This window comes from Bradyrhizobium sp., assembly GCF_030697065.1.
Lineage (GTDB): Bacteria > Pseudomonadota > Alphaproteobacteria > Rhizobiales > Xanthobacteraceae > Bradyrhizobium.
In genome coordinates, this window is the sequence record NZ_JAUYQU010000258.1 from 1 (window position 1) to 25988 (window position 25988).

Annotated in this window: 21 protein-coding genes; 12 read left to right on the forward strand and 9 right to left on the reverse strand. The window is 65.9% G+C overall.

Going from position 1 to position 25988, the window contains the following annotated elements; all coding sequences use genetic code 11:
* Window positions 1-691 precede the first annotated feature (691 nt).
* From ileS to mutL, 7 genes are all read left to right on the forward strand, one after another.
* Window positions 692-3691, forward strand: a complete 3000-nt coding sequence (gene ileS / locus Q8R73_RS20290) for an isoleucine--tRNA ligase (protein WP_305721332.1) — start codon at window positions 692-694, stop codon at window positions 3689-3691.
* Between the two features lie 175 nt (window positions 3692-3866).
* Window positions 3867-4364 carry a signal peptidase II gene (gene lspA, locus Q8R73_RS20295; RefSeq protein WP_305721333.1) on the forward strand — a complete coding sequence of 166 codons (498 nt, stop codon included), beginning with the start codon at window positions 3867-3869 and terminating at the stop codon, window positions 4362-4364.
* Window positions 4365-4455: 91 nt separating this feature from the next.
* Window positions 4456-5169, forward strand: coding sequence for a hypothetical protein (locus Q8R73_RS20300; RefSeq protein WP_305721334.1), 714 nt, complete (start codon window positions 4456-4458; stop codon window positions 5167-5169).
* A 175-nt stretch (window positions 5170-5344) separates the two neighbouring features.
* Window positions 5345-6736 (forward strand): pitrilysin family protein, encoded by a 1392-nt coding sequence (locus Q8R73_RS20305; RefSeq protein WP_305721335.1) that lies wholly within the window; start codon window positions 5345-5347, stop codon window positions 6734-6736.
* On the forward strand, window positions 6658-8121 hold the full coding sequence (locus Q8R73_RS20310) for a pitrilysin family protein (protein WP_305721336.1): 1464 nt from the start codon (window positions 6658-6660) through the stop codon (window positions 8119-8121). Before Q8R73_RS20305 ends, Q8R73_RS20310 begins: the two co-directional genes overlap by 79 nt.
* 132 nt (window positions 8122-8253) lie before the next feature.
* A complete protein-coding gene (gene arfB / locus Q8R73_RS20315) occupies window positions 8254-8673 on the forward strand; it encodes an alternative ribosome rescue aminoacyl-tRNA hydrolase ArfB (RefSeq protein ID WP_305721337.1) in 420 nt (139 codons plus the stop codon).
* Window positions 8674-8772: 99 nt separating this feature from the next.
* Window positions 8773-10584 (forward strand): DNA mismatch repair endonuclease MutL, encoded by a 1812-nt coding sequence (gene mutL, locus Q8R73_RS20320; RefSeq protein ID WP_305721338.1) that lies wholly within the window; start codon window positions 8773-8775, stop codon window positions 10582-10584.
* Between the two features lie 176 nt (window positions 10585-10760).
* Here mutL and rsmD read toward each other — a convergent pair whose 3' ends face one another.
* Window positions 10761-11318 (reverse strand): 16S rRNA (guanine(966)-N(2))-methyltransferase RsmD, encoded by a 558-nt coding sequence (gene rsmD, locus Q8R73_RS20325; RefSeq protein WP_305721339.1) that lies wholly within the window; start codon window positions 11316-11318, stop codon window positions 10761-10763.
* A 214-nt stretch (window positions 11319-11532) separates the two neighbouring features.
* The gene (locus Q8R73_RS20330; protein ID WP_305721340.1) at window positions 11533-13698 is read right to left on the reverse strand and encodes a pseudouridine synthase; all 2166 of its coding nucleotides are present in this window, start codon (window positions 13696-13698) and stop codon (window positions 11533-11535) included.
* Window positions 13699-13848: 150 nt separating this feature from the next.
* On the opposite strand from Q8R73_RS20330, the gene Q8R73_RS20335 reads away from it, so the two are divergent.
* Window positions 13849-14307, forward strand: coding sequence for a nucleoside deaminase (locus Q8R73_RS20335; protein WP_305721341.1), 459 nt, complete (start codon window positions 13849-13851; stop codon window positions 14305-14307).
* A 220-nt stretch (window positions 14308-14527) separates the two neighbouring features.
* Here Q8R73_RS20335 and Q8R73_RS20340 read toward each other — a convergent pair whose 3' ends face one another.
* Complete coding sequence (locus tag Q8R73_RS20340) at window positions 14528-15433, reverse strand: alpha/beta fold hydrolase (RefSeq protein ID WP_305721342.1); 906 nt, start codon at window positions 15431-15433, stop codon at window positions 14528-14530.
* 257 nt (window positions 15434-15690) lie between these two features.
* On the opposite strand from Q8R73_RS20340, the gene Q8R73_RS20345 reads away from it, so the two are divergent.
* Window positions 15691-16923, forward strand: a complete 1233-nt coding sequence (locus Q8R73_RS20345) for an acyl-CoA dehydrogenase family protein (protein ID WP_305721343.1) — start codon at window positions 15691-15693, stop codon at window positions 16921-16923.
* 230 nt (window positions 16924-17153) lie between these two features.
* Here Q8R73_RS20345 and purD read toward each other — a convergent pair whose 3' ends face one another.
* Complete coding sequence (gene purD / locus Q8R73_RS20350) at window positions 17154-18437, reverse strand: phosphoribosylamine--glycine ligase (RefSeq protein ID WP_305721344.1); 1284 nt, start codon at window positions 18435-18437, stop codon at window positions 17154-17156.
* Between the two features lie 166 nt (window positions 18438-18603).
* Here purD and xseA point away from each other — a divergent pair, with 166 nt between their 5' ends.
* Window positions 18604-20214, forward strand: a complete 1611-nt coding sequence (gene xseA, locus Q8R73_RS20355) for an exodeoxyribonuclease VII large subunit (RefSeq protein WP_305721345.1) — start codon at window positions 18604-18606, stop codon at window positions 20212-20214.
* Window positions 20215-20269: 55 nt separating this feature from the next.
* On the opposite strand, the gene Q8R73_RS20360 is transcribed toward xseA, so the two are convergent.
* Window positions 20270-21106 carry a dienelactone hydrolase family protein gene (locus Q8R73_RS20360; RefSeq protein ID WP_305721346.1) on the reverse strand — a complete coding sequence of 279 codons (837 nt, stop codon included), beginning with the start codon at window positions 21104-21106 and terminating at the stop codon, window positions 20270-20272.
* Window positions 21107-21301: 195 nt separating this feature from the next.
* Here Q8R73_RS20360 and Q8R73_RS20365 point away from each other — a divergent pair, with 195 nt between their 5' ends.
* Window positions 21302-21523 carry a DUF2093 domain-containing protein gene (locus Q8R73_RS20365; protein ID WP_305713292.1) on the forward strand — a complete coding sequence of 74 codons (222 nt, stop codon included), beginning with the start codon at window positions 21302-21304 and terminating at the stop codon, window positions 21521-21523.
* Window positions 21524-21708: 185 nt separating this feature from the next.
* Entirely contained in the window at window positions 21709-22674 is a 966-nt protein-coding gene (locus tag Q8R73_RS20370; protein WP_305721347.1) for a VCBS repeat-containing protein, read from the forward strand.
* Here Q8R73_RS20370 and lpxK read toward each other — a convergent pair.
* From lpxK to Q8R73_RS20390, 4 genes are read right to left on the reverse strand one after another with little or no spacing between them, the layout of a single operon-like run.
* Window positions 22668-23693, reverse strand: a complete 1026-nt coding sequence (gene lpxK, locus Q8R73_RS20375; protein WP_305721348.1) for a tetraacyldisaccharide 4'-kinase — start codon at window positions 23691-23693, stop codon at window positions 22668-22670. The two genes, Q8R73_RS20370 and lpxK, sit on opposite strands and share 7 nt — an antisense overlap.
* Window positions 23686-25020, reverse strand: a complete 1335-nt coding sequence (locus tag Q8R73_RS20380) for a 3-deoxy-D-manno-octulosonic acid transferase (RefSeq protein ID WP_305721349.1) — start codon at window positions 25018-25020, stop codon at window positions 23686-23688. The genes lpxK and Q8R73_RS20380 overlap by 8 nt, the downstream gene beginning before the upstream one ends.
* On the reverse strand, window positions 24983-25696 hold the full coding sequence (locus Q8R73_RS20385) for a lysophospholipid acyltransferase family protein (RefSeq protein WP_305721350.1): 714 nt from the start codon (window positions 25694-25696) through the stop codon (window positions 24983-24985). Before Q8R73_RS20385 ends, Q8R73_RS20380 begins: the two co-directional genes overlap by 38 nt.
* A complete protein-coding gene (locus Q8R73_RS20390) occupies window positions 25693-25941 on the reverse strand; it encodes a DUF4170 domain-containing protein (RefSeq protein WP_305721351.1) in 249 nt (82 codons plus the stop codon). Before Q8R73_RS20390 ends, Q8R73_RS20385 begins: the two co-directional genes overlap by 4 nt.
* Window positions 25942-25988 lie beyond the last annotated feature (47 nt).

A 25988-nucleotide genomic window follows, 5' to 3' on the forward strand; every position in this document is an offset into this window, starting at 1 on the left:
GTGCGGTCCTGACACCTCGGTGCTGGTGTCAAGCTTGCGGTCAGTCCCGCAAGCGACGGTGGCAAGAAAGCCGATCACCGGGGAGACCACGTATAAGCCTAAACCATCGCGCGGGGAGTGCCGGGTGATTCCGGTGTGACCAGACAACACGTGTGCGCTCTACCACTACCCGTTGCACACGTGGCTATCGGGCGCATCGGGCGCCCGGCATTCCCCGCGCCCTCTGATTGGAGAGGGCGGCGAGTTTCCGGCAAACCTCGGGCGCAACGCGCCGCGAGATTGCCAAGCCATGTCTCTGTTCCATGAAAATTGAATCTGAAAAGACGATGCCAGCGGGTCCGGCCCATGACCGGCGATAAAGGGCTCCCATCCAGCCCGGAAAGTCAAAATTCAGGATCTGATGCCAGCGCACTATCCCGGAATGAAGGCTTCGGACATCAACCATCTCCAAATCCCTCTTTTTTGCGAAACGTCTTGTTATCGAAGTCCAATTATCGAAGTTCAAGGCTCGGCAGGCCTTTGCGATTTCCCCCTCCGGCTGCTATGGAAAGCACCATGTTTGCGCGGCGCACCATCCCCATTAGCGGCCCGGCTTCCGCCTGAGCTTAGGCTCGGCGCAAGACCGGGACCTTATCCATTCATCCGCGATGAATCGCGTTCCAGCGCCCCTTGAGCCCAGACCAGAGCATTCATGTCCGAGAAGCCGCAAAAGTCCGACGTTACAGACTATTCAAAAACCCTGTTCCTGCCGCAGACGGAATTCCCGATGCGCGCCGGCCTGCCGCAGCGCGAGCCGGAAATCCTCAAGCGCTGGAGCGAGATCGGCCTTTACGGCAAGCTGCGCGAGGCTGCCACCGGTCGTGCCAAATTCGTCCTGCATGACGGCCCGCCCTACGCCAACGGCAACATCCACATCGGCCACGCCCTCAACAAGATCCTCAAGGACGTGGTGACCAAGAGCCAGCAGATGCTCGGCTTCGATTCCAATTACGTGCCGGGCTGGGACTGCCACGGCCTGCCGATCGAATGGAAGATCGAGGAAGAGAACTACCGCTCCAAGGGCAAGCAGAAGCCGGACTTCAGGGATTCCACCGCGATGGTGGCGTTTCGGAAGGAATGCCGCGCCTATGCCGAAAAATGGCTCAACGTGCAGCGCGAGGAATTCAAGCGGCTCGGCATCATCGGCGACTGGGATCACCCTTACGCCACGATGGACTTTGCCGCCGAAGCGCAGATCGCGCGCGAATTGATGAAGTTCGCCGCCAACGGCCTGCTCTACCGCGGCTCCAAGCCGGTGATGTGGAGCGTGGTGGAGAAGACCGCGCTGGCGGAGGCCGAGATCGAATACGAGGATTACACCAGCGATACCGTGTGGGTGAAGTTTCCAGTCGTGTCCCCGGCGTTCGGCGCGCTTGCCGCCGCCAGCGTCGTGATCTGGACCACCACGCCCTGGACGCTGCCCGGCAACCGCGCCATCAGCTTCTCGCCGAAAATTTCCTATGGGCTCTACAAGGTTTCCGATGCGCCCGGCGACAACTGGGCCAGGAATGGCGATCTCCTGATACTGGCCGATGCGCTGGCGGAAGGCGTGTTCAAGCAGGCGCGGGTCACTGCCTATGAAAAGGTGCGCGATCTGCCGGCCGACACGCTCGACGCGGTGGAATGCGCCCATCCGCTGAAGGGCATCAGCGGCGGCTACGAATTCATCGTGCCGCTTCTGCCAGGCGACCACGTCACCGACGATACCGGTACCGGTTTTGTGCACACCGCGCCGGGGCATGGCCGCGAGGATTTCGAGGTCTGGATGGCAAATGGCCGCGATCTGGCGTCGCGGGGCATCAACACCACCATCCCCTACACCGTCGACGAGAACGGCGCCTTCACCGATCACGCGCCGGGCTTCACCGGCAAACGCGTCATCAATGACAAGGGCGAAAAGGGCGACGCCAACGAGGCGGTGATCAAGGCGCTGGTCGAGCGCGGCATGCTGCTGGCGCGCGGCCGGCTCAAGCATCAATATCCGCATTCCTGGCGATCGAAGAAGCCGGTGATCTTCCGCAACACCCCGCAATGGTTCATCGCGATGGACCAGGATGTCGCCGATAACGGCAAGGCGAAGCCGGGCGACACGTTGCGGGCCCGCGCGCAGCACGCCATTTCGGTCGCCGAGTGGGTGCCGCCGTCGGGCCAAAACCGCATCAACGGCATGGTCAACAGCAAACCCGACTGGGTGATCTCGCGCCAGCGCGCCTGGGGTGTGCCGATTGCGGTGTTCGTGCGCGAAAAGAGCGATGGCTCGGCCGAAATACTGCAGGACGAAATTGTCAATCAACGCATTGCCGAAGCCTTCATGGAAGAAGGCGCCGATGCCTGGTACATGGACGGCGCTCGCGAACGCTTTCTGGGGGCCCGTGCGGCCGAGGACTGGAAGAAGGTCGACGACATCTGCGACGTCTGGTTCGATTCCGGCTCGACCCATGCCTTCGTGCTGGAAGACCGTCAGCATTTTCCGCAGCTCGGCGATATTGTCCGCAAGGTCGATGGCGGCGCCGATACCGTGATGTACCTGGAAGGCAGCGACCAGCATCGCGGCTGGTTTCAGTCGTCGCTGCTGGAGAGCTGCGGCACCCGCGGCCGCGCGCCGTTCGACGTGGTGCTGACCCACGGCTTCACGCTCGACGAGAACGGCCGCAAGATGTCGAAGTCGGTCGGCAATACCGTCGAGCCGCAAAAGGTGATGAAGGATTCCGGCGCCGATATCCTGCGGCTGTGGGTCTGCGCCACCGACTATGCCGACGACCAGCGCATCGGCCCGGAAATCCTCAAAAACACCATCGAGACCTACCGCAAGCTGCGCAACTCGATCCGCTGGATGCTCGGCACGCTGGCGCATTTCGCGCCCGGCGACCGGATCGAACACGCCGACATGCCCGAGCTGGAGCGGCTGATGCTGCATCAGCTCGCCGGCCAGGCCGCCATCGTGCGCAAGGCCTACGCTGAATTCGACTACAAGACCGTGGTGGCGAGTCTCTCGGCGTTCATGAACACCGAACTGTCGGCGTTCTATTTCGATATCCGCAAGGACACGCTGTATTGCGATCCGCCCTCGTCGCCGGCGCGCAAGGCGGCGCTGACCACGATCGACACCATCTGCGACGCGATCCTGAAATGGCTGGCGCCGGTGCTGAGTTTCACCACCGAGGAAGCGTGGCGGATGTACCGGCCCGACGCCGAACCCTCGGTGCATCTGACGCTGTTCCCGACGGAGTTCGAGGCGTTCCGCGACGACGCTCTGGCGGCGAAATGGGAGACCATCCGCGACGTCCGCCGAGTCGTGACCGGCGCGCTGGAACTCGAGCGCGCCGCCAAGACCATCGGCTCCTCGCTGGAGGCGTCGCCGCTGGTCTACGTCTCAGACAAGAATATCTTCAACACCCTGTTCGATGTCGATCTCGCCGAGGTATTCATCACCTCGAACGCGATGGCGACCAATGACGACGCGCCGGCCGGCGCATTCCGGCTCAATGACGTGCCAGGTGTCGCCGTCGTGGTCGAGAAAGCCGTCGGCATCAAATGCGCGCGGTCGTGGAAGATCTCGGAAGATGTCGGCGAGGATGCCGAGTATCCCGATGTGTCGCCGCGCGACGCCAGGGCGCTGCGGGAATGGAAGGCGCTGGGCGTGAGCGTGTAGTCTCCTGGTTGTCCAATACTTTATCGTCGTCCCCGCGAAGGCGGGGACCCATAATCCCGGGCGTCCGAGGTGAATACAAGACGATGATCGGCCACCTTCCAGATCAGCAGCGACACGGAGTATGGGTCCCCGCGATCGCGGGGACGACCACGTGTTTCGTCTTGGCCATTACGCCATGACCCCCCACCTCCGCTCCGGTCTGATCGCCGCCGTCGCGGCCCTGGTGCTCGACCAGGCCACAAAACTCTGGCTGCTGTTCGTGTTCGACATCGCCCGCCGCGGCGCGGTGCGGGTCACCCCGTTCTTCGACCTCGTGCTGGCCTGGAATGTCGGGATCAGCTTCGGGTGGTTCCAGAGCGAAAGCCAATGGGTCCAGGTTGGACTGATGCTGATCAAGGCGGTGGCGGTGGTGGTGCTGGCGGTCTGGATGGCACGGTCGCAAACCCTGCTGGCGACGATCGCCCTCGGCCTGATCATCGGCGGCGCCATCGGCAACGGCATCGACCGCTTCGCCTATGGCGCAGTGGTCGATTTCGCCCTGTTCCACGTTCAGATCGGCGGAAAAACCTTCAATTGGTACGTGTTTAACCTTGCCGACGTGGCGATTGTTGCCGGGGTAGCGGCCCTGCTGTATGATTCCTTCCTGGGGGTACCCGCCGCAAAAGCGCCCTGATCCCGGCTGATACGAGCCCTGCGGGCCGGAGCGGAGTTTTGCGCCTCAGATCGGCGTCCCCAGCGGAAGATTTTTGAACAGGAACAGCGTGATGCGCGACACCGAAGCCAGCTTCCGGATTGTGCAGAACCCATTGAGGACCCGTTGGCGGGGGCTGAAACTCGCCGTCGCCGTGCTGGGCATCGGCCTTGTGGTGACTGCGGGCGCCGCCCGCGCCGACGACGACGAGGACGAAAAGACCTTCGAAGAGAAGATCATCGAAGGCATCATGGCCGGCATCGGCGGCACCAACATGGAGAACCGCGGCATCGAGTATCGCGAGCGGTCGCCGCTGGTGGTACCCCCCCGGCTCGATCTGCCGCCGCCGGCATCCGCGGCGGCCGAGGTGCCCGCGCCGAACTGGCCAAAGGACCCCGACGCGCAACGGCGCAAGGCCGCGGCCGCAGCCCGCAAGAAGGACAACAAGGACCCCCGGGAAGCCTCCCGCATCCTGACTCCGGCGGAACTGGCCGCCGGCAAGACCGCCGGTACCGCCCGCACCAACAGCGACCCGATCCAGCCCGGCGCCACCAACAGCAACCTGCTCCTGAGCCCTTCGGAACTCGGCTACAAGGGCGGCTTCAGCGGCCTGTTCGGCGGCAGCAAGACCGAGACCGCGCCGTTCAAGGGTGAGCCGACCCGCGAATCGCTGACGCAGCCGCCGAGCGGATACCAGACGCCGTCGCCGAACTTCGCCTATGGCACCGGGCCGAAGGAATCGATGAACAAGGAATACAACCCGGCTGCGGGCAAGTATGGCGAATAGGCGCTGCCTTAATCTATTGTAACCTCTCGGCTTCGTGACGCCCGCCGGTGTTGTCCCGGTGTACCGTGCCGCAGCGTTGTCCAGACATTTCCGTTCGCGCTGCAAGCTTCTCATTTGCGCGTATTCCTGTCGCAAAGCCGGTACCGACTTTCACGGAATGCGCGCCAGACAGGTCATGATGTCCATACCCCGCTTCGCCGTTTCGCTCTCAGCCGCGCTGTTCCTGACACTGGCATTTTCCGCAAGCACGGTTCGCGCCCAGACCACGGTGACGTCGGAGCGTCCCACCACGTTCACGCTTCGCAACGGCCTGCAGGTCGTGGTGATCCCGGACCGCCGCACGCCGGTCGTCACCCACATGCTCTGGTACAAGGTCGGCTCCGCCGACGAAACGCCGGGTAAATCCGGCCTCGCCCACTTTCTCGAGCATCTGATGTTCAAGGGCACTTCCAAGCATCCGGCCGGCCGGTTTTCCAAAACCGTGCTCCAGGTCGGTGGCAATGAGAACGCGTTCACCTCGACCGATTACACCGGCTATTTCCAGCGTGTGCCACGCGATCAGCTGGCCAAGATGATGGAATTCGAGGCCGACCGCATGACCGGCCTCGTCCTGAAGGACGAAAACGTGCTGCCCGAGCGCGACGTCGTCCTCGAGGAATTCAACATGCGCGTCGCCAACAACCCCGATGCGCGGCTGACCGAGCAGATCCTGGCGGCGCTGTATCTCAACCATCCCTACGGCCGTCCCGTGATCGGCTGGCGCCAGGAAATCGAGAAGCTCGACCGCGAGGATGCGCTGGCGTTCTACAAGCGCTTCTATGCGCCCAACAACGCCATCCTGGTGATCGCCGGCGACGTCGAGCCCGGCGAGATCCGCCCGATGGTCGAGCAGGCCTATGGCGACATCCCGGCCCGGCCCGACATCCCCGCCCGGCGCGTCCGGCCGCAGGAGCCGGTGCCCGCGGCCCCGCGTACCGTGACGTTGTCCGACCCCCGGGTCGAACAGACCAGCGTGCGGCGCTATTATCTGGTGCCGTCCGCCAACACCGCCGCGGCGGGCGAAAGCGCAGCACTCGACGTGCTCGCGCAATTGATGGGCGGCGGCGCCAATTCCTATCTCTATCGAGCCCTGGTGATCGACCGCCCGCTCGCGGTCACCGCCGGCGCCGGCTACCAGGGCACCGCGCTCGATGCGACGCAGTTCGTGATCGCGGTGTCGCCGAAGCCTGGCGTGGATTTTTCGCAAATCGAGCAAGTGATTGACGAGGTGATCGCGGACGTCGGACGGAACCCGGCGCGGGCGGAAGATCTGGAGCGCGTCAAAACCCAATTGATCGCCGAGGCGATCTACGCCCAGGACAATCAGGCGACGCTGGCGCGCTGGTACGGTGGCGCGCTGACTTCCGGCCTCAGCATCGAGGACATCCGGGCCTGGCCCGATCGCATTCGTGCCGTCACCGCCGAACAGGTTCGCGAGGCCGCGCAAAAATGGCTCGAGAAGAACCGCTCGGTGACGGGCTATCTGATCAAGGATACCGCGCCCAAGCGCGAGGAGAAGCGTTCGTGAACCATTTCGCCCCATCGTTCGGGATTTTCGCGCGTCGGTTTGCATTGGCGGCGGTCGCCTGCGTCGCGATCACGTCGCTGACGCCGGTGCCGTCGCACGCCGCGGCCAAAATCCAGCATCTGGTCTCGCCGGGAGGCATCGAAGCCTGGTTCGTGCAGGATGCCACCGTGCCGCTGATCGCGATGGAATACGCCTTCGGCGGCGGCGCAACGCAGGATCCGGCCAACAAGCCCGGCGTCGGCAACATGACCGCCAGCCTGCTCGACGAGGGTGCGGGCGAACTGGACTCCAAGACGTTCCGGGAGCGGCTCGAGCGCCGCGCCATCGAGCTGAGCTTCAACTCGACGCGGGATTATTTCCGCGGCTCGCTGCGCATGCTCAAGGACAACAGGGACGAAGCCTTCGACCTGTTGCGGCTGGCGCTGACCTCGCCGCGCTTCGACAGCGCCGATGTCGAACGCATCCGCGCGCAGATCACTTCGGGGCTGCGGCGCGACTCTTCCAATCCCTCGGCGCTGGCCAGCCGCAAGTTCCTGCAGGTCGCCTTCGGCGAGCATCCCTATGGCCGCCAGGCCAAGGGCACGCTGGAAAGCGTACCCCTGATCGATACCGCCGACATGAAGGACTACGTCCGCCGCGTGCTGGCGAAGGATACGTTGCGGATTGCCGTGGTCGGCGATGTCGACCCGGCCACGCTCGGCCAGTTGCTCGACAAGACCTTCGGCGGATTGCCGGCCAGGGCAAAACTGACGCCAGTGGCCGAGGTGGATGCCGCCAAGCCGCCGCAGCGCGCCTTCATTCCGCTCGACGTGCCGCAGACCGTGGTGACGTTCGGCGGCCCCGGCATCAAGCGCAATGATCCGAATTTCATGGCCGCTTATATCGTCAACCACATTCTCGGCGGCGGCGGGCTGTCGTCGCGGCTCTACCGGGAAGTCCGCGAGAAGCGCGGCCTGGCCTATTCGGTCAATGAATCGCTGCTGTGGATGGAGCACTCCGCCATCTTCATCGGCACCACCGGTACCCGCGCCGACCGCGCCGGCGAGACCGTCGACGCCATCGAAAAGGAAATCCGCGACATCGCGGCGGAAGGCCCGACCCAGCAGGAACTGGACGAGGCCAAGTCCTATCTCAAGGGTTCGCAGATGCTGGCGCTCGACACTTCCTCGAAGCTGGCCTCGGCTCTGCTGCAGTACCAGCTCGACAGGCTTCCGATCGACTACATCGAGAAACGCAACGCCATCGTCGATGCGGTGACGCTGGACGACGCGAAAAAGGCCGCCCGGCGGTTGTGGGGGCAGGGCCTGCTCACCGTGGTCGTCGGCCGCGCCCCGCAGGCCGCCGTCCAGCCGGCTGCGGCAACCCCGCCCACCGCGAAGAACTAAGGCAGCGCGCCACGACGCAAACGCCAGGCGCTGCGCTGCATCCGGGGAGACGCCGACTTCAGCGGCACCAGCAAACCCGCTATCCTGCATCAGCCGATTCCCGCTTGGGGAAGCTCGCGCCACCGGTGACGCATGCTGCGGATTTCCCGCGACCTTTCGATCGACGAGAACGACATCGAGATTACCTTCGTCCGTGCCTCCGGCCCGGGCGGGCAGAACGTCAACAAGCTCTCGACCGCGGCCCAACTGCGTTTCGACACGCGCCGCATCACGCTCCCCGAAGACGCCGCATTGCGGCTGAACCGGCTCGCCGGCCAGCGCATGACCAAGGACGGCGTGATCGTGATCCATGCGCAGCGTTTCCGCACCCAGGAGCGCAACCGCGCCGACGCCACCGACCGGCTGCTCGAACTGTTGCGGGAAGCGATGGTGCGGCCGGTGCCGCGCCGCGCCACCAAGCCGACCTTCGGCTCGAAGCAGCGCCGGCTGGAAGGCAAGAAGCGCCGCAGCGACGTCAAGTCGAAGCGCGGCTCCGGCGGATTCGACGACTGAATACGATAACAGCGGGGAGAGTTGCGGAGTTTCGCCTGCGCGGGCTCCCCTCACCCGGCAAGAGCCCCTAGATTGGGGCTTCATTCCACGAGTCGCCCCATGCCTGTCCGCCAGCTCCCCGAACAGATCGTCAACCGCATCGCCGCCGGCGAAGTGGTCGAGCGTCCGGCGAGCGTGGTCAAGGAACTGGTGGAAAACGCCATCGACGCCGGCGCCAGCCGGATCGACATCTTCACCGATGGCGGCGGACGGCGGCGGATCGGCATCACCGACGACGGCAGCGGCATGACCCATGGCGATCTGGCGCTGTCGGTCGACCGCCACGCCACCTCCAAACTCGACGATGAGGATCTGTTGCGGATCCGCACGCTCGGATTCCGCGGCGAGGCGCTGCCCTCGATCGGCGCCGTCTCGAGGCTCGGGATCACCACGCGCCATCTAAGCGAGCCGCATGCCTGGTCGCTGGCGGTGGAAGGCGGCGTCAAGTCCGCGATCATGCCGGCGGCGCTGAGCCAGGGCACCCGGGTCGAGGTCAGCGATCTCTTCTACGCGACGCCGGCGCGGCTGAAATTTCTCAAGACCGACCGCACCGAGGCGGAGGCGATCCGCGAAGTGGTGCGCCGCCTCGCGATGGCGCGGCCCGATATCGCCTTCACGCTGGCCGGCGAGGAACGCGCGCCGGTGACCTGGGCCGCCGCCCTGCCCGGCGCCGCCGGACGGCTGACGCGGCTCGGCGATATCCTGGGTGCGGATTTTCGTTCCAGCGCCATCGAAGTGCGCAGCGAGCGCGATGGCGTGGTGGTCGAGGGCTTTGCCGCGGCGCCCTCGCTGACCCGCGCCAACGCGCTCGGGCAGTACCTGTTCGTCAACGGTCGGCCGGTGCGCGACAAGCTGATACTCGGCGCAGTGCGCGCGGCCTATTCCGACTATCTGCCGCGCGACCGCCATCCTGTCGTGGCGCTGTTCGTGACGCTGGATACCCAGGAGGTCGACGCCAATGTGCATCCGGCCAAGACCGAAGTCCGGTTCCGCAATGCCGGCCTGGTCCGCGCCCTGATCGTGCACGCGCTGAAGGAAGGTTTGGCGCGCGAGGGCCGGCGCACCGCTGCCAACAGCGACGGCGCCGCCCTTGCCTCGTTCCGCCCGTCGTTTGAGCCGCGGCCCGGCAATTGGGACTGGCGGCGCTCGCCGGCCTACCCGTCCGGCCCGATGCCGGGCTTCGAGGGATCGGCGGCGACCGCGTTCGCCGAGCCCGGACAGGCCGCCTTCGATGTCGGCACGCCGACCGCCGACGTGCGCTTTCAGGAGGCGCCATCCGCCGACCTGCTCGACCGTCCGCTGGGGGCGGCGCGGACGCAGATTCACGAGACCTATATCGTGTCCCAGACCCGCGACGGCCTCGTGGTGGTGGACCAGCACGCCGCGCATGAGCGCATCGTCTATGAAAAGCTCAAGGCGTCGCTGGCGCGCAACGGCGTGCAGCGACAGATTTTGTTGATTCCGGAAATCGTCGAACTCGACGAAGCCACCGTCGAACAACTGCTCGATCGCGCCGTGGAACTGGCGACGTTCGGACTGGCAATCGACTCCTTCGGCCCTGGTGCTGTCGCGGTGCGCGAGACGCCGTCGCTGCTCGGCAAGGCCAATGCCGGCTCGCTGCTGCGCGATCTCGCCGAACACATGGCGGAATGGGACGAGGCGCTGCCGCTGGAACGCCGCCTGATGCATGTCGCGGCCACCATGGCCTGCCACGGCTCGGTGCGCGCCGGGCGCATCCTCAAGCCGGAGGAAATGAACGCGCTGCTCCGCGAGATGGAAGACACGCCGAATTCCGGCCAGTGCAACCACGGCCGGCCGACCTACGTGGAACTGAAGCTGAGCGATATCGAGAAGCTGTTCGGCAGACGGTAAACGTCCCCATTTTCAAAATATCGAAAACAACCCCATGCAATGAAGAAATCGGTAATTATTTACCTTAAACGTGAGGAACGTAAGTAAAATGGTAGGGTGGGCAAAGGCGCGCTTGCGCCGTGCCCACCACACAGAGGACGGGTCGGAAACGGTGGGCACGCTGCGCTTTGTCCACCCTACGAAGTGAAGCGCAGGAACGTAAATTCCGTATCGTCATACGCCCGCCGCTCGAGCTCCTCGAATCCCTCCGGCGCGGCAAACGCCGCCGCCTTGTGCTCTTCCACCACCAGCAGTGCGCCCGGCGTCAGCCAGCCGCCGTCGCGCAACGCGGCCAATGATTTTTCGGCGAGCTTCATGCGGTAGGGCGGATCGAGGAACACCAGCGAGAACGGCTCCATCGGATGCGCCGGTCCGGGATTGGTGGCGTCGCGGCGATACACTTTGGTCACGCCGCCGAGACCCAGCGCCTCGACATTGTTGCGCAGCAGCGCCCTCGCCTCGGCGCCATTGTCGACGAACAGCGCGAACGACGCACCGCGCGAGACCGCCTCGATGCCGAGCGCGCCGGTGCCGGCGAACAGGTCGAGCACGCGCGCGTCCTGAACCGGGTCGCCATAGGCGTGGATCAGGATATTGAACAGCGACTCGCGCAAACGGTCCGCCGTCGGCCGGATGTCGTTCGACGACGGCGACGCCAGATTGCGGCCCTTCAGCCGTCCGCCAACGACGCGCATCAGAGTGCGGGTCCCTTGTGTCGAAGCGAAGCCTCCGGTGTCGGGGCAACGGAGGTGCGCCCCCTCTCCCATGGGGAGAGGGTCGGGGTGAGGGGGTACGGTCTATCGGTGGAGCGTGACCCCTCACCCGAATTGCTTCGCAATTCGACCTCTCCCAAAGGGAGAGGTAAGACCGGACTCGTCGCAGGCTTTGATTCCAAACTCACGTAAGACCTTACTCGTCCCGCGGCTTCAGATCGCGCTTGCCGTGGTAGCCGCGCTGCGGGCGGCGCGGCGGGCCGTAGCCGGACGCTTCGGCCTCGTTGCGGGCGCGGGCTTCGTCGCTGCCGGTGCGCTGCACCAGCACGCGGCGGCCCTTGCGGTCGGCGATCAGGCCGCTCTTGCCGGCCGGCTTGAACGGCTTCTTGCCGCGCGGCGCCTCCTCGTCGTCAGCCTTGGCGCCGGCTTCGCCCGGCATCGGCCGGTTGAAATCGGCGCCCGCGAGTTCGGCGATCTTCTCGCCGAGCTGCTCGCGCAGCACCCGTGTCTTGATCTCCTCGACCTGGCCTTCCTCGAGTTCGCCGAGCTGGAACGGACCGTAGGAAATCCGGATCAGCCGGTTCACCTCGAGCCCGAGATGCGCCATCACGTTGCGGACTTCGCGGTTCTTGCCTTCGCGGATGGCGAACACCAGCCAGACATTGGCGCCCTGGTCGCGCTCCAGCGTCGCATCGATCGGGCCGTATTTGACGCCATCGACCTCGACGCCCTTTTTCAGCTCGTCGAGCTGGCCCTGCGTCACCTCGCCATGGGCGCGCACCCGATAGCGCCGCAGCCAGCCGGTGTCGGGCAGTTCCAGCGCGCGCGCCAGCCCGCCATCATTGGTCAGCAGCAGCAGGCCCTCGGTGTTGAAATCGAGCCGGCCGATCGAGATCAGCCGCGGCAGGCCCTCCGGCAGATTGTCGAACACCGTCGGCCTGCCTTCCGGATCGGCATGGGTGGTCATCAGGCCGCGCGGCTTGTGGAACATGAACAGGCGGGTGCGCTCGCGCGGCGGCAACGGCTTGCCGTCGATGGTGATGACGTCGTTCTCGGTGACGTCAAGCGCCGGCGAATTGATGACGCGGCCGTTGACGCTGACGCGGCCCTGCACGACCCATTCCTCGGCGTCGCGGCGCGAGGCGAGACCGGCGCGCGACAGCACCTTGGCGATGCGCTCGCCGGATTTCTTTTCGCGCGGCGGGCGGGCGGCGCGCTTTTCGAATTCGGGCTTGCGCTCGCGGTATTCGCCGCGGCCGCCGAACGCCGGGCGTTTGGCGAAGACCTTGCTGTCGTCCTCGTTGTCGCGGCGCGGCCTCTCTCCCGGTGCCTCGCTGCGCGGATGCTCCTGCCAGGAGCTGCCGCCTTCGCGCGGACGGTCGAATTTGGGACGCTCGCGGAACGGACGATCTCCCTGGGGACGATCCTCGCGCGGGCGCGAGAAACGCGGACGCTCGGCGCCGCCGCGCTCTTCGCGGGGCTTGTCGAAACGAGGCTTGTCGAAACGGGGCTTGTCGAAATTGCGCGCGCCGTCGCGGGGCGGACGCGAATTGCGGCCGGCATGGTCGGGCGAAGACGCATCGCGCTTCTGCCACGGCTTCGACTCGCCGCGATCCGGACCACGATCGCCCGGGCCGCTGTTGCGGTCGCGGCTGCCGAAATCCTTGCGCGGACCACGGTCCGGCGCGCCACGGGACGAAAATTTCTTGTCGCCGCCGAATTTTCGCTCGGGCCGGTCACCGCGCGGCCGATCGCCTTCGCGCGAGGGACGCGCGCTATAGGGACGATCGCCCTGCGGCCGGTCGCCACGCGGGGTATAGGGGCGCTTCTCGCCGCCACCTTCTCGCGGCGTGTGAGGCTTCTTGTCGCCGAACTTGCGGTCGGAAAAGCGCGCGGCCGGACGGGCATCGCCACGGTCGCCACGATCTCCGCGCGGAGTGTAGGGGCGCTTCTCGCCGTCGCCGCGGGGGCGGTCATCGCGATTGAAACCGGGGCGATCGCCGCGCGGTGCATACGGACGCTTCTCGCCGCCGCCGGCGCGATCATCCCGGTTAAACCGCGGCCGGGGCGCATCGCCGTCGCGGCGCGGCGGCGGACCTTCGCGCTTGCCGGCATAGGGCTTGCCCGGGCCCGAATAGGGTTTCTTGCCGAAGGATTTGGCGCCGTCCGGTTTTCCGGAATAGGGCCGCCGCTCGCCGTCGGGCCTGGCGCCGTCGCTCTTTCCAGCGAAGTCCTTGCCGGCAAAGCCGCGCTTGGCGAATTTCTTCTCCGGTCCCCTTGCCGCGCCGGAGCGACCCTTGCCGCCGGAAGGGCGATCGCGCCGGCCGCGGGAATCGTTGTTTTTGTCGTTATCGCGGGGCATGAATGTCTCTCGTATTCAATGAAATGCGGTCAGGCGGATGTGGACGGGCTGTCATAGCGAGTACGCGCGCGCGCTTGGCTCAAGGCGCATTGTCACGCAAAACCGGCATCCACTTTTGCTGAATGCGGCTCTCATAGCAGGTTTCTTCCGATGATACGAGGCATCACCGTTCCTTCTTTCATGGATTTGGCGCTTAAAACGGCCAAAAACGCCGGAAAAGCCGGCGAAGTCCCGATCGGGTGCGTGATTGTCCGGGGGTACGAGGTGATCGCCACCGCCAGCAACCGCACCCTGACTGACCGCGATCCGACCGCCCATGCCGAGATCCTGGCGCTGCGGCAGGCCGCCGACGCGATCGGCACCGAGCGGCTGGTCGATTGCGACCTCTACGTCACGCTGGAGCCGTGCACGATGTGCGCCGGCGCGATCTCGCTGGCGCGGATCCGGCGGCTGTATTACGGCGCGTCCGATCCCAAGGGCGGCGCGGTGGAGTCCGGCGTACGGTTCTTTGCGTCGCCGACCTGTCATCACGTGCCGGAGGTTTATGGGGCGGTCGGCGAGACCGAGGCGGCGACGCTGCTGAAGGATTTTTTCAAGGTGAGGCGGTGAGGGCTCGCTGCCGCACGACGCTGTCATCATCCGCCACCGGGTCGGCGCTTTCGCGCCGCCCGATGACAGGCTCCAGCGGATGATCCAGTATCCCACGGTAGAGTTCAACCGATAGGCCGCGGCGTACTGATCCCCTTGGTTCACAGAACAAGTGCAACACCTGCTATGGTGTTGTTGCGATGGGATGACGAGTTGTGGTGGTGCTCGATTTGCGCCTCAATCAGGCAGCCACAAAAAACTCCTTCAACATTTTCGCCGTCGCGTCCGGATTCTCCTCCGTCAGAAAATGCCCTGAATCGACCGGCGCACCCCGCACATTGGTCGCCCACTTCCGCCACGTGTCGAGCGGCGTCGCTGCGGCACTTGCGATGCCAGCATCGCCCCACAGCGCCAGCATCGGGATGGTGATCTTTTTGCCGGCATCCCGGTCCGCCTTGTCGATCTCGAAATCGGCATAGGCGCCGGCGCGGTAGTCCTCGCACATCGCGTGCAGCCGCGAGGGATCGCGGAACGGGGCGAGGTAATGCTCCAGCGCACGCGGATCGATGGCGTCGAGATCTTTCGATTTGGTCTGGCTCGCCATCTTCTGTTTGAGGAAGAAATCCGGGTTACTCCCGATCAGGGTTTCCGGCAGCGGAAACGGCTGCGCCAGGAAGGTCCAGTGGTAGATCTTCAGTGCGTAGAGCCGGTTCATCCGCTCCCAATAGTCCAGGGTCGGCAGGATATCGAGCACCGCCAGCCGCGACAGACGCCCGGGGTGATCGAGCGCGAGGCGATAGGCGACGCGGCCGCCGCGGTCGTGGCCGGCCAGTGCAAAATGCACATGGCCGAGCTGCTCCATCGCGTCGACGATCGTGTTGGCCATCGTGCGCTTGGTGTAGGGCGTATGCTCGCTGTCGCTTTCGGGCATGTCCGACCAGCCGTACCCGGGCAGGTCGGCGATGATCAGCGTGAATTGATCGGCCAGCTGCGGCGCGACGCGGTGCCACATCACATGCGTTTCGGAGAAGCCGTGCAGCAACAACAGCGGCGGCCCCTTGCCGCCGACGCGGGCGAAAATGCGGCCCGACCGGGTGTTGATCCATTCGGCGGAATATCCGGGAAACAGGTCGGCGAGATCGGGCATGTTCACACTCTTCCGTCTTCCTCGACGTCATCATCCGCCACCGGGTCGCGCGAATGCGCGCCCGATGGCAGGCTCCGGCGGATGATCCAGTAAACACCGGCATTCCGATCAATAACAACCGCCGCGGCATACGGGATACCCCGCCTGCGCGGGGTATGACGATCATGCTTCAAACATTGTTTGCCGTTGCCGCTGGCGCGCGGCGGATATATGCCATCGCTCAAGCACGTCAACAATAAACCAGATGAGGAAATGCCATGTCGATCGATTTCGAGATTCCGGCCGAAGCCAAGGCGATCCGCGAAAAAGTCCGCAAATGGGTGCATGATGAATGCATCCCTGCGGAAAAGGAACTCGACACCAAGCCGCTCGCCGAAGTGCTGGGACCGCTGCGGAAAAAGGCCCGCGCGCAGGGTCTGTGGTGTCCGTGGGTGCCGAAGGAATATGGCGGCATGGGCCTCGGCCCGCTCGCCAACGCGCTGGTGCAGATGGAACTCGGCGAGAGCATGCTGGGCGCGCTGTCGATGAACACCCAGGGGCCCGACGACGCCTCGATGATGACGATCCTCGCCCACGGCACCGAGTATCAGAAGGAAAAATTCCTGAAGCCGCTGCTCAACGGCGACAAGCGGATCTGCTTCTCGATGACGGAGAAGGCGGCCGGCGCCGACGCCACGGGCATGCAGACCGCAGCGGTCAAGGACGGCAACGAGAATTACATCCTCAACGGCGAGAAGTGGTTCTCGTCTTCGGCCAGCGTCGCCGACTTGGCGCTGGTGGTCGCCAGGACCGATCCGAACGCACCGCGCCACAAGCAGCATTCGACCTTCATCGTCGAACTGCCGAACCCCGGCTATATCATCAAGCGCAACGTCGCCAACATGGCGATCGAGGGTCCGCATGACGACATCCTGCATGGCGGCCACTCCGAGATCGAAATCAAGGACCTGAAGGTGCCGGCCGACAATCTGCTCGGCGGCGAAGGCAACGGTTTCAACATGGGCCAGCACCGCCTCGCCTATGGCCGCCTGCGTCACGGCATGCACAATGTCGCGAAGGCGCAGCGCGCGCTCGACATGGCGGTCGCCCATGTCACCCAGCGCTCCACCTTCGGCTCGCTGCTGTCGGACCGCCAGGGCGTGCAGTTCATGCTGGCCGATTGCGCCAGCGAACTCTATATCGGCCGGCTGATGCTGCTGCACATCGCCTACAAGGCGGAAAAGGGCCTCGACATCCGCCAGGAAAACTCGATCGCGAAGATCTTCCATGCCCACATGGTGCACAAGGTGATCGACACCGCGATCCAGCTGCACGGCGCGCTCGGCTTCAGCCAGGATACGCCATTGGCAAAGTGGTACACCCAGGTGCGTTCGCAGCGGCTGGTCGACGGTCCCGACGAGGTGCACAAGTGGAAGATCGGCAAGAACGTCATCAAGGCGTTCAAGGAGCACGGGACGACGGCGAGTGCGGCGGGCGGCGATTTGCTTTAGTCGTCCTTGCGTAGGGTGGGCAAAGGCGCGCTTGCGCCGTGCCCACCACTCAGGTGTTGAAGCGAAGACGGTGGGCACGCTTCGCTTTGCCCACCCTACGAAACTGATTCACGCCGTCATTCCGGGGCGGCGCGCTGCGCCGAACCCGGAATCCGGAGATGGGGCGACGAAGCCAAACAATCTCGGGATTCCGGATCGACGCGCTTTGCGCGTCGTCCGGAATGACGGGATTATTTGCCAGCCTTCTCCCTGGCCACCGCCTGCCAGCCGATGTCGCGGCGGCAGAAGCCCTCCGGCCATTTGATCCGGTCGACCGCGGCGTAGGCGCGGCCTTGCGCCTCGGTCACGGTCTTGCCGGTGGCGCAGATGTTCAGGACACGGCCGCCATTGCTGAGGATCTTGCCGCCGTCGGCTTTGGTGCCGGCGTGAAAAATCTCGACGCCGTCGACGCCCGCGGCATCGTCGAGGCCATCAATGACAAAACCCTTGCCGTAGTCGCCGGGATACCCTTTCGTCGCCATGATCACCGTCAGCGCCACCTCGTCGTACCAGCGCAGGCTGAAATTCTTCAACTGGCCGTCGGCGCAGGCGATCAGCGCCGGCACGATGTCCGACATCATCCGCAGCATCAGCACCTGGCATTCCGGATCGCCGAAGCGGGCGTTGTATTCGACGAGTTTGGGACCATCCTTCGTGATCATGATCCCGGCATAGAGCACGCCCTTGTAGGGCGAGCCCATGGCGGCCAGCGCGCGCAGCGTCGGATGGATCATCTCTTCCATCACCTGCGCGCGGATCGCGTCCGTCAGCACCGGCGCCGGCGAATAGGCTCCCATGCCGCCGGTGTTCGGGCCCTGGTCGCCGTCGAAGGCGCGCTTGTGGTCCTGCGCCGTCGCAAGCTCCAGCGCGTGCTCGCCGTCGCACAGCGCGAAGAACGAGGCCTCCTCGCCGGCCATGAACTCCTCGACCACCACCTCGGCGCCGGCCTCGCCAAAACCGCCGCCGAACATCATGTCGACGGCGGCGAGGGCGTCCGCTTCCGTCATCGCCACCACGACACCCTTGCCGGCGGCAAGACCGTCGGCCTTGACCACGATCGGCGCGCCCTGCGCCCGGATATAGGCCTTTGCCTTGTCCGCATCGGTGAAGTGTTGGTAGCCGGCGGTCGGAATGGCGTTGGCGCGGCACAGCGCCTTGGTGAAGCTCTTCGAACTCTCAAGCTGCCCGGCCGCCCGGGTCGGCCCGAACGCCTTGAAGCCGGCGGCATTGAGATCGTCGACGATACCGGCCGCGATCGGCGCGTCCGGCCCGACCACGACGAAATCGACCTTGTTGATCCTGCAGAAATCGATCACCGCCCCATGATCCGATATATCGAGCGCCACGCATTCGGCGTCCCGCGCGATGCCGGCATTGCCCGGCGCGCACCAGAGTTTCGTCACCAGCGGCGAAGCCGCGATCTTCCACGCCAGAGCGTGTTCGCGGCCGCCGGAACCGAGCAGAAGGATGTTCATGAATGCAGCCAGATGGGGGTTGCCGCGCGATAAGGCTCACGGTTTAGCACGGCGCCGGGGGGCCGCAACAAACACCCCCGATCATATGTGGATATGTGCCTGCCGGCCTGGAGAGTCGCGCCAAGCCCTTGCGCACAGGTCCAAAAAGCCCGATTCTATGGATCAAATGCCCGCAGCCGAAGCCCTTCTCAACGCGCCGGAATTCACGGTGTCCGAACTGTCCTCCGCGTTGAAGCGGACGGTGGAGGACGCCTATGGGCATGTCCGGGTGCGCGGCGAAATCTCCGGGTTCCGCGGGCCGCATTCCTCCGGGCACTGCTATTTCGCGCTGAAGGACGAGAGCGCCAAGATCGAGGCGGTGATCTGGAAGGGCGTGCATGGCCGAATGCGGTTCAAGCCGCAGGAGGGCCTGGAGGTCATTGCCACCGGTAAACTGACGACCTATCCCGGCTCGTCGAAATACCAGATCGTGATCGAGGCGATCGAGCCTGCCGGGATCGGCGCGCTGATGGCGCTGATGGAAGAGCGCAAGAAGAAGCTCGCCGCCGAAGGCCTGTTCGACGAGGCGCGCAAGCAATTGCTGCCGTGGCTGCCGGAGGTGATCGGCGTCGTTACCTCGCCGACCGGCGCGGTGATCCGCGACATCCTGCACCGGCTGCAGGACCGCTTTCCGCGCCGTGTGCTGGTATGGCCGGTCAAGGTGCAGGGCGAGGGCTCGGCCGAACAGGTCGCGGCCGCGATCCGCGGCTTCAATGCGCTGCCGGAAGGCGGCAGAATTCCAAGGCCGGATCTTCTGATCGTCGCGCGCGGCGGCGGCTCGCTGGAGGACCTGTGGTCGTTCAACGAGGAGATCGTGGTCCGCGCCGCCGCCGAAAGCATGATCCCGCTGATCTCGGCGATCGGCCACGAGACCGACATCACCCTGATCGATTTCGCCGCCGACAAGCGCGCGCCGACGCCGACGGCGGCTGCCGAAATGGCGGTGCCGGTGCGCGCCGAACTGTTCGTCGAGGTGTCCGCGCTGGCGCGGCGCACCATGCTGTGCTGGCAGCGCGCCCAGGAAGGCCGCCGCAACGAGCTGCGCGCCGCAGCCCGGGCGCTGCCGGCTGCCGGCGAGTTGCTGGCGATCCCGCGGCAGCGGCTGGACGGCGCCGCGAGCGCCCTGCCCCGCGGATTGAAAGCCAATACCCACGCGCATTTCCGCCGTTTTGCGGCGAGCAGCGCCAAACTGACGCTGAGAGTCCTGCACGCGCAGGTCAGCCACGCCGCGCAACGGTTGACCATCAACAGCGAGCGGCTGAGCAATGGCGCGCGGTCGCTGGTGCGCCGTCGCCGCGATCGTTTTGCCGGCCTCGAGGTTCGCCTGAAAGCGTCGAAGCTCTCCAATGCGCAGGCGCAGCGCCAAGCCATCGCGCGCCAGCGCGAACGCACCTTGCGGCTGGCCGAGCGCGCGCGGCGCGCGGTCGCCACCGTGATGCAGCGGCTCGATGCGCGGGTCGCCCACAGCGGACAGTTGTTGTCGGCGCTATCCTATCGCGGCGTGCTCGCGCGCGGGTTTGCCCTGGTGCGCGATGAGCGGGGCCAGCCCGTCCACGCCGCATCCGAGATCGGCCCGGGCGCCTGTCTCAACATCGAATTCGCCGACGGCCGCGTCGGCGCGACCGCGGACGCGGACCGGCCGGTCGCGACACGTCCGGTGAAGCCGGCGGTGGGCGAGCCGAAGGGCGCGATGCCCAAGCGCGTTGTCAAGCCGGCTGGGCAGGGAAGTCTGTTTTAGACTCATGCGCTTTTCTTCTCCCCTCCGCACGCAACCGCGCGTGGCGCGAGAGAGTTCACCTTGCCAGCCATTCCGTGACGCGCCTCACCGAGTCCGCGCGCGCGGCCGGGTCGGCGCCGAGATGGCCGCGTTCGGGCAGTGACGGATCGGACGCGCCGCCGATCGCCTGCAGCGGAAGACTGGCGCGATCGAAATCGTGCCAGGCGCCGGGATAGACCACGATCCGCGCCAGCGCGCTGCGCCCATGCGCGCCGTCGATCATCAGGCGGCAGGCCGGCGGCGAACTGATGTCGTCCCGGGCGCCGATCAGCAGCAGCGTCGGAACCCGCGTGCTCCATCCGAGACGCGACGAGATCCGGCAGTCCGGATAGAACGCGATCGCCGAGCGGAAGTCCGGCTCGGCGGTGCGCCAGCGCGATTGCGGGCGCACGGCCCACAGCAAGGCGCTGGCACCCTCCGCCCATCCCAGCAGGCTGATACGGTGTTGCGCCACCCAGGACTGTTGCGCCAGCCAGTGCCGCGCGACCATGATGTCGGCCACCCGTTCGCGGCGGGCGAGGATGCCGCGCTCCCTGGCGCGGCATTGCGGCCCCAACTCGCGCGAGCCGTAGCTGTCCGGCAGCAGCACGGCTGTGCCGCCTTTCAGCAAGGGGGCGGCCCAGTCGCGGTAGCGCCGCTGCACCGGCCCGGAATGGCCGGCGAGGCCGCCGCAGCCATGCAGCGCGATCACCACCGGAAACGGACCGTCGCCGACGGGCTTGTAGAGCTGCGCGTGCAAGGTGCCGGAGCTGACGGGAATCTCGACCTGATGCGGCGACGGCAACGGCGCCGCATCAGCGGCACACACCGCGGCAGAGAGCGTCAGGAATGCAGCGGCTGACAGAAGGCGCATCGTGCTCCGGGTTGCAGGGTGCCGGGAAGACAGGAGTTCAGGCCACCCAAGGCTATCATGCGTCAAAAGCCGAAAACCATCACAAATCGGTGGGTTTGACGGGCGGACACCACGGCCTATCTATGTTAGATCGCATTCTGGAAGAACACAGGCCTGAGCCCTGAATCCCCGGGGACTGGCCGGAGACGATCAACCGTGCTGAATAAATTCGGCCCCTCGGGCCATGGCGAAGCCCAGGTGCAGTATCTGGATGGCGATTTCCGCGTGATCTCGCCGGGAACCTATGTGCGCTGCGCGGTGACCGACGCGCGCATACCGCTCGACGAGCTGAAATACTGGAGCGTCGACCTGCAGGAGGCCTACGCGATTCCGAATGCGGTATTGCAGCGGCATTATCCGGCGGCGGTAAAGGGCTGAGATCGTAGCGTGGGCAAAGGCGCTCCTGCGCCGTGCCCACCACCTTCAAAGGACGGCGCGGAATGGCGGGCACGCTGCGCTTTGCCCACCCACCGGACTGAGAATTTCCGTCGTCCGGTGGAATGCCGGACGAGCCAGGTCTTGTGCTTCCCACCCCGCCAGTTGGCGCAGCCTTCAGGGTCCCCATGCTGCTTCGTGCCACCATCGCCTTTTCGCTCGCGGTCAGCGCTCCCGCGGCGGCGGAGTGGCGTGCCGAAACGGTGACCGCGCCGGGCCGCGCCACGGCGGTCGACGTGGAGAACGGCATCGTCAGGATCGAGATCGGCGCGAAGTGGTACCGGCTCGCGAAGGATGCACCGACCCTGGCGCGCACGGAGCCGCCCGCCCGCCCCGCGCTGCCTCCCGATGCACTGCCGGACGGACGCGTCGCCATCGGCACCGCGCAGGTCGCGCGCGCCTGGCTTGCCGCGCCGACCAACCGTTACGGCCATGCGGTGCTGGGCGATGCGATCGAGGCCGGCAGCGTCGTGATCGAACGGCGCGACGGGCGGCGCGGCCGCGTGACGCTCGGCCGCGACGCGGTGTTCGAGGATCTCTTTCCGCGCATCGCCTCGATCGGGGGACGCGACTGGATCGTCGTGGTGAAATCATATCTCGATCGCGGATCGGCGCTCGCGGTCATCGATACCGACAGCATGACGATCGCCGCCGAGACGCCGCCGATCGGCCGTGCCCATGCCTGGCTGAATCCGGCGGGGATCGCCGATTTCGACGGCAACGGCACCACCGACATCGCGCTGGTCCGGCAGCCCCATGTCGTCGGACGTCTCGAGCTATGGTCGTGGAACGACCGCAAGCTGATCAAGACCGCCGAGGTCGTCGACGTGTCCAATCACTTCATCGGTTCGCGCGCGCTCGGCCTGAGCTGGACGGAGGATTTCGACGGCGACGGCCATCCCGATCTCGCGGTGCCGAGCCTCGATCGCAGGACCCTGCGGATCATCGGCTTTGCACCCGAAGTCCGCGACATTGCCCGGGTCCGGTTGCCGGCGCGGATGGCGACCGATATCGGCGCCACCATGTTCAACGGCAAGCTCGCGCTGATCGCCGGACTCGAAGACGGGCGGCTGATCCTGATCCGCGATCAGTGAGCACGAAATTTCTTCTCGCGTGCCTGAAACAACCGCTGCGACATGAACTTCCGCAATCCCGCGGGATCCTCGAATTCGAGCGTCACCGCGAACGGCACGATGGCGCGGGCCCAGGACGGAAGCGCCCCGGCCGACCGCAGCCGCGCCAGATCCTTTTCCGTCGTCACCGGCGTCAGCGCCTCGCGCGCGGCTTCGGCAGTCAGCGCCTCGATCTCGCCTTGCGAATACGGATGATGATCGGCGAAGGCGCGTTCGCGCACCACCTCGATGGCGGCGGCGCGCAGCGTCCGGAAGAAGCGGCCGGGATCGCCGATCCCGGCGAAGGCCAGCACGCGCTTGCCGGCGAGCGCGGCCAGCGAGGCCTCGGCCGGCTTCAGATGCGCCGACAGCACCGGCCCGCCCCGCGCGGCGATTTCGGCGGCGACTTCCAATGCTGCCGTGCCAGTTCCGATCACGATCAGCGCATCGGTGCGGGCGAGTTGCCGGTGCAACGGCGCACGCAAGGGGCCGGCGGGAAATACGCAGCCATTGCCGAGACCGCGCTCGCTGTCGATCACGATCAGCGAGGCATCCTTGGCGACCGCCGGATTCTGAAAACCGTCGTCCATCAGGATCACGCTGGCGCCCTGCGAGCGCGCCAGGGCGACGCCATTGAGGCGGTCGCGCGCCACCGCCACCGGCACCGTGCGCGCCAGCATCAGGGGTTCGTCGCCGACATCGGCGGCGGCGTGACGTTCAAGGTCGACCATCACCGGGCCGCGCAGCCGGCCGCCATAGCCGCGGCTGAGGACGACCGGCGTCTCGCCGAGATCGCGCAGCAATATTGTGAGGGCGAGCACCGTGGGGGTCTTGCCGGCGCCGCCGGTGTGATAATTGCCGACGCACAGCACGGGGATGCCGGCCTCGAAACCCTCGCGATGCATGCGCTGGCCCGCCACCGCGCCATAAAGTGCGCCAAGCGGCATCAGCAAACGCGAAAGTAAGGACGGGGGCCGGTGCCAGAAGGCCGGCTCACGCATTGCCGGCTCCCATCTCCAGCCGCAACTGCAACAGATAGGGCTCGAGCGCCGTCAGCGTGCGCTCCAGCGCACCTCCGAGTTGTTCGACCACGCGGGTCGAGGCCGCCAGCGCCTCGTCGCGCGCGGCCGGATTGGCCAGCAACTGGCCCAATTGCTTCACCAGCGCCTCCGGGGTTGCGGCCTGCCTGGCACCGCCGGCGCGATCGAGCGCCTCGTAGACGTCGGTGAAATTGAACACGTGCGGGCCATGGACGATCGACGCGCCGAGCTTGACCGCCTCGATCGGATTCTGCCCGCCATGCGGAACCAGCGAACCGCCCATGAACACCACCGGCGCCAGCCGGTAGAACAATCCGAGTTCGCCCATGGTGTCCGCGACATAGATATCGGTGGTCGCCGTCGGCAATTCCTCGCGCGAACGCAAGGTGGCGCGCAGGCCGCCGGCCTCGACGGTGCGGGCGATCGCCTCGCCGCGGTCGGCATGCCGCGGCACGATCACGGTCAGCAGCGACGGAAAGAATCCCGCCAGCGTCCGATGCGCCTCGCACAGGATTTCCTCCTCGCCCGGATGGGTCGACGCCGCGACGATGATCGGGCGGCCGCGCGTCACCGACATCAGCCGTTCCAGCCGGGCGGGGTCGGCGGGCGGAGCCGCCACGTCCAGTTTCAGGTTGCCCGTTATGACGACGTTGCGGCTGCCGAGCGCCGCAAAGCGTTCGGCGTCGAGCTTCGACTGGGCGAGGCAGACTTCGAACTTGCCGAGCAAGGCGGAAATGGTGGCGCTCATCCGGCTCCAGCGCGGAAACGAGCGCTGCGACATCCGGCCGTTGATCAGCACCAACGGCAGCCGCCGCGCCGCACTCGACAGGATCAGATTGGGCCACAGGTCGGATTCGATGAACAGCGCCAGCGAGGGCCGCCAGTGATCGAGAAAGCGCGCGACGTAGCGCGGCGAATCGTAGGGGACGTATTGATGGATGATGTCGGCGGGAAACCGCCTGGCGACGATCGCCGCCGAGGTCACGGTGCCCGACGTCAGCAGGATCTGCAGATTGAGCGCACGCAATCTCTCGATCAGGCCGGCCGCCGCCAGCACTTCACCGACGCTGGCGCCGTGAATCCACACCAGCGGCCCGTTCGGCCGGACATCCGCGCTCACGCCGCGACGCTCGCCGACCCGCGCCGGATCTTCCTTGCCCTGTTTCAGCCGCTGCCTGATCAGCGCCGGCGCCAGCGGCACCATCGCGGAGGACAGTTTCCGGTAGACCCGCAGCGTCATCGGCAGGGAGCTAGTCAAGGCCCGCCTCCGGACGTCCGACCAGGGCATAGGCGCGACGGCCCGCCTCGTTGAGGTAATCTTCGAGCTGGAGGCGGCACTTTTCCATGGTCTCGGCGTCGGCGTCCGGCGGCACGAAAACCGCGTCAACACCCGTCACTGCGCCGCGTCCGAATGGCAAATTGATGGTGGTGCGGTCCCAATTTTTCAGCCGTATGAAACGGCTGGTCACCATCGCGAAAGGCACGATCGGCCGGCCGGATTCCCGCGCCAGCATGATGATGCCGAGCCCGGCCACCCGCGAGCGCTTCGGCACGTCGGCGGTGGAGGCGACGTTCCACCCCTCCTCGAGCGCCTTGACCATCTGCCTGAACGCACCGACGCCGCCCTTGCGGTTGAAGGCGCCGCCGTGATCGCCGGAGCCCCGGATCGTCTCGATGCCGAGCCGTTCGGCGGCGATGGCGTTGAACTCTCCGTCGCGATGCCGGGAAATCAGCACCTTGGCGCGATGACTGGCCTTGGTCTTGATGAACGGCGTCAGGAAATGCTGGCCATGCCAGAACGCGAAGATCAACGGCTGGTGCGGCTCGACCCGTTCATAGACGTCGGCCGGATCGAACGTGAACCTGTTGGTCAGCCAGACCAGCCGCAGATACTCGGCCGCGAGAAATCCCACAGCGCGCTGGACCCAGTTGCTGCGCAGCAGATTGCGAACCAGCTTTTTCAACGGGCAGGCTTCGTGTCTTGACCAGGATCGAGCAGCCGGTGGAGATGCACGACGAAGTAGCGCATGTGGGCGTTGTCCACGGTCTGCTGCGCCTTGGCCTTCCAGGCGGCATGCGCAGTGGCGTAATTGGGGAATATGCCGACGATCTCGACGGCATCGAGATCCTTGAACGTGGTGTGTTCGAGGTCGGTCAGTTCGCCCCCGATGACGAGATGCAGCAATTGCTGCTGGGCACTATCTGGCATGTTTCCTTTTCCCGCTGCGATGCCCGGCAAAGCAATGGCAGTCGTAA

What these genes read in the sequence shown, in the direction of transcription:
- Q8R73_RS20330 (WP_305721340.1), bottom strand. Translation starts at nt 13,698, where the DNA reads ATGCCCCGCGATAACGACAAAAACAACGATTCCCGCGGCCGGCGCGAT.
- rsmD (WP_305721339.1), bottom strand. Translation starts at nt 11,318, where the DNA reads ATGCGCGTCGTTGGCGGACGGCTGAAGGGCCGCAATCTGGCGTCGCCG.
- purD (WP_305721344.1), bottom strand. Translation starts at nt 18,437, where the DNA reads ATGAACATCCTTCTGCTCGGTTCCGGCGGCCGCGAACACGCTCTGGCG.
- Q8R73_RS20335 (WP_305721341.1), top strand. Translation starts at nt 13,849, where the DNA reads ATGATACGAGGCATCACCGTTCCTTCTTTCATGGATTTGGCGCTTAAA.
- Q8R73_RS20370 (WP_305721347.1), top strand. Translation starts at nt 21,709, where the DNA reads ATGCTGCTTCGTGCCACCATCGCCTTTTCGCTCGCGGTCAGCGCTCCC.
- Q8R73_RS20345 (WP_305721343.1), top strand. Translation starts at nt 15,691, where the DNA reads ATGTCGATCGATTTCGAGATTCCGGCCGAAGCCAAGGCGATCCGCGAA.
- xseA (WP_305721345.1), top strand. Translation starts at nt 18,604, where the DNA reads ATGCCCGCAGCCGAAGCCCTTCTCAACGCGCCGGAATTCACGGTGTCC.
- lspA (WP_305721333.1), top strand. Translation starts at nt 3,867, where the DNA reads ATGACCCCCCACCTCCGCTCCGGTCTGATCGCCGCCGTCGCGGCCCTG.
- Q8R73_RS20390 (WP_305721351.1), bottom strand. Translation starts at nt 25,941, where the DNA reads ATGCCAGATAGTGCCCAGCAGCAATTGCTGCATCTCGTCATCGGGGGC.
- ileS (WP_305721332.1), top strand. Translation starts at nt 692, where the DNA reads ATGTCCGAGAAGCCGCAAAAGTCCGACGTTACAGACTATTCAAAAACC.
- lpxK (WP_305721348.1), bottom strand. Translation starts at nt 23,693, where the DNA reads ATGCGTGAGCCGGCCTTCTGGCACCGGCCCCCGTCCTTACTTTCGCGT.
- Q8R73_RS20310 (WP_305721336.1), top strand. Translation starts at nt 6,658, where the DNA reads ATGGCTCGAGAAGAACCGCTCGGTGACGGGCTATCTGATCAAGGATAC.
- arfB (WP_305721337.1), top strand. Translation starts at nt 8,254, where the DNA reads ATGCTGCGGATTTCCCGCGACCTTTCGATCGACGAGAACGACATCGAG.
- mutL (WP_305721338.1), top strand. Translation starts at nt 8,773, where the DNA reads ATGCCTGTCCGCCAGCTCCCCGAACAGATCGTCAACCGCATCGCCGCC.
- Q8R73_RS20340 (WP_305721342.1), bottom strand. Translation starts at nt 15,433, where the DNA reads ATGCCCGATCTCGCCGACCTGTTTCCCGGATATTCCGCCGAATGGATC.
- Q8R73_RS20300 (WP_305721334.1), top strand. Translation starts at nt 4,456, where the DNA reads ATGCGCGACACCGAAGCCAGCTTCCGGATTGTGCAGAACCCATTGAGG.
- Q8R73_RS20305 (WP_305721335.1), top strand. Translation starts at nt 5,345, where the DNA reads ATGATGTCCATACCCCGCTTCGCCGTTTCGCTCTCAGCCGCGCTGTTC.
- Q8R73_RS20360 (WP_305721346.1), bottom strand. Translation starts at nt 21,106, where the DNA reads ATGCGCCTTCTGTCAGCCGCTGCATTCCTGACGCTCTCTGCCGCGGTG.
- Q8R73_RS20380 (WP_305721349.1), bottom strand. Translation starts at nt 25,020, where the DNA reads ATGCCCTGGTCGGACGTCCGGAGGCGGGCCTTGACTAGCTCCCTGCCG.